The sequence below is a fragment of the uncultured Tenacibaculum sp. genome (assembly GCF_947494125.1).
GTDB lineage: Bacteria > Bacteroidota > Bacteroidia > Flavobacteriales > Flavobacteriaceae > Polaribacter.
The window spans coordinates 1-1,920 of the sequence record NZ_CANLTU010000032.1; the positions used below are offsets into that span (position 1 = coordinate 1).

The following is a 1,920-nucleotide window of genomic DNA, read 5'->3' on the forward strand; positions in this document are numbered from 1 at the left end:
CATAACAGTAACGTCAGATACTACAGCGAGTGTTGGGTCAAGTAGTCCAACAGTATGTGCAAATAGTAGTATAACAGACATTACACATGCAACTACGGGAGCAACGGGTATAGGTATGGCTACGGGCTTACCAGCAGGAGTAACAGCAGCATGGTTAAATGATGTAATTACGATAAGTGGAACACCAACAGTTAGTGGAGTATATAATTATAACATCCCATTAACAGGAGCTTGTGGAAGTGCGAATGCAACAGGAACTATAACAGTAATGTCAAATAGTACTGTAAGTGCAGCTTCAAGTACACCTAGTTTATGTACAAATGAGGCTATGGCAAACATTACGCATACAACAACTGGAGCAACCGGAATAGGAACCGCAACAGGTTTACCAGCCGGAGTAACAGCAGCATGGTTAAATGATGTAATTACCATAAGTGGAACACCAACAATTAGTGGAGTATATAATTATGAAATTTCATTAAACGGAGGTTGTGGAAGCGAAAAAGCAATAGGAACCATAACAGTAGGGTCAAATACTACAGCGAGTGATGGGTCAAGTAGTCCAACAGTATGTGCAAATAGTAGTATAACAGATATTACACATACAACAACTGGAGCCACAGGAATAGGAGTTGCAACAGGTTTACCAGCAGGAGTAACAGCTACATGGTTAAATGATGTAATTACCATAAGTGGAACACCAACAGTTAGTGGAGTATACAATTATAACATCCCATTAACAGGAGGTTGTGGAAGTGCGAATGCAACAGGAACCATAACAGTAATGTTAAATAGTACTGTGAGTGCAGCTTCAAGTACACCTAGTTTATGTATAAATGGAGTTATGACAAGTATTACGCATACAACAACAGGAGCAACCGGAATAGGAACTGCAACAGGTTTACCAGCAGGAGTAACTGCAGCATGGGCAAATGATGTGATTACTATAAGTGGAACACCAACAGCTAGTGGAGTATATAATTACAACATTCCATTAACAGGAGGTTGTGGAAGTATGAATGCAACTGGAATTATTACAGTAAACCCTGATAATACAGTGAGTACAGCTTCTAGTAGTCCAACAATGGTTGTTAATACCGTAATGGCAGCAACGATGATGCATACAACAACTGGAGCAACCGGAATCGGAACAGTAACAGGTTTACCAGCAGGAGTAACAGCATCAATGGTAGGTAATGCAATTATGATTAGTGGTACTCCAACGGTAATAGGAACCTTTAATTATGAGATTCAATTAGCAGGAGGCTGTGGAACGGTAAGTGCAACTGGAACGATAACAGTTATATCTTCTGATACAGACGGCGATGGAATCCCAGATTATGCAGATTCGGATGTAGATGGCGATGGAGTTATCGACAACGGTCCAGATAGTGATGGCGATGGAATCAACGATGCGAATGATCCAGATCCAAACAATCCAGATGCTGATGGCGATGGTGTACCAGATGGGGCAGATGCAGATAATGGGTTGAATCCAATAAAAGATAGTGATGGCGATGGAATCATAGACGAGGCCGATTCAGATGACAATCCAACAGATGGAGTAACTGATACAGGAAATACAGATATGAATGATAATGGAATAGACGATGCATATGATATCCTAGATATACCAGTACCAAGTGGATTTTCACCTAATGGCGATGGAAAGAATGACACTTTTGTAATCCCAGGACTCGTAAATTATTTAAACTTTAATATAAGTGTATATAACCGTTGGGGAAATAAAGTTTATAACTACACGAATACTGGAACAAAAAATATTCAGTGGTGGGATGGACAATCAAATGGAAAGCGAACCTACTTAGGAGAAAGTGTTGTACCAGCAGGAACGTATTACTATGTTATACATCTAAATAAATTTAACAGGAAGCCTCTAGTAGGTTGGGTATATATAAA

Annotated in this window: 1 protein-coding gene; it reads left to right on the top strand. The window is 39.7% G+C overall.

Translation table 11 applies throughout. The features are described 5' to 3' along the window. On the top strand, positions 1-1,920 hold a 1,920-nt coding region (locus Q0881_RS17670; RefSeq protein ID WP_299163272.1), incomplete at both ends, for a gliding motility-associated C-terminal domain-containing protein.